General features: G+C 50.5%; 3 tRNA genes (1 of these 3 only partly in view). All 3 read left to right on the top strand.

The window, feature by feature from the left end:
* Positions 1-97 precede the first annotated feature (97 nt).
* Positions 98-170 (top strand) — tRNA-Thr (locus FD01_RS13790).
* A 7-nt stretch (positions 171-177) separates the two neighbouring features.
* Positions 178-249 (top strand) — tRNA-Gly (locus FD01_RS13785).
* A gap of 19 nt (positions 250-268) precedes the next feature.
* A tRNA-Ser gene (locus tag FD01_RS16205) sits at positions 269-279 on the top strand; it runs 65 nt beyond the window's last position.

The raw sequence follows: 279 nt of genomic DNA, 5'->3' as shown, positions 1-279 counted from the left end.
GGAGAGCGTCTGCCTTACAAGCAGAGGGTCACAGGTTCGAGCCCTGTATCCTCCATGGATCGTAGATCCAATCCCGACTGATTTGATTCAATCCAATGCCGACTTAGCTCAGTTGGTAGAGCATCTGTCTTGTAAACAGGGGGTCGAAGGTTCGAATCCTTTAGTCGGCAGTACGATGCGGAAGTAGTTCAGTGGTAGAACATCACCTTGCCATGGTGGGGGTCGCGAGTTCGAATCTCGTCTTCCGCTTCGCTGATTCGTCAGCGTTGCAATAATTAA

The organism is Lacticaseibacillus manihotivorans DSM 13343 = JCM 12514 (assembly GCF_001435035.1).
Classification (GTDB): domain Bacteria; phylum Bacillota; class Bacilli; order Lactobacillales; family Lactobacillaceae; genus Lacticaseibacillus; species Lacticaseibacillus manihotivorans.
Note: the sequence above shows the minus strand (reverse complement) of the source record. Positions and strands in the feature narration are given on the sequence as shown.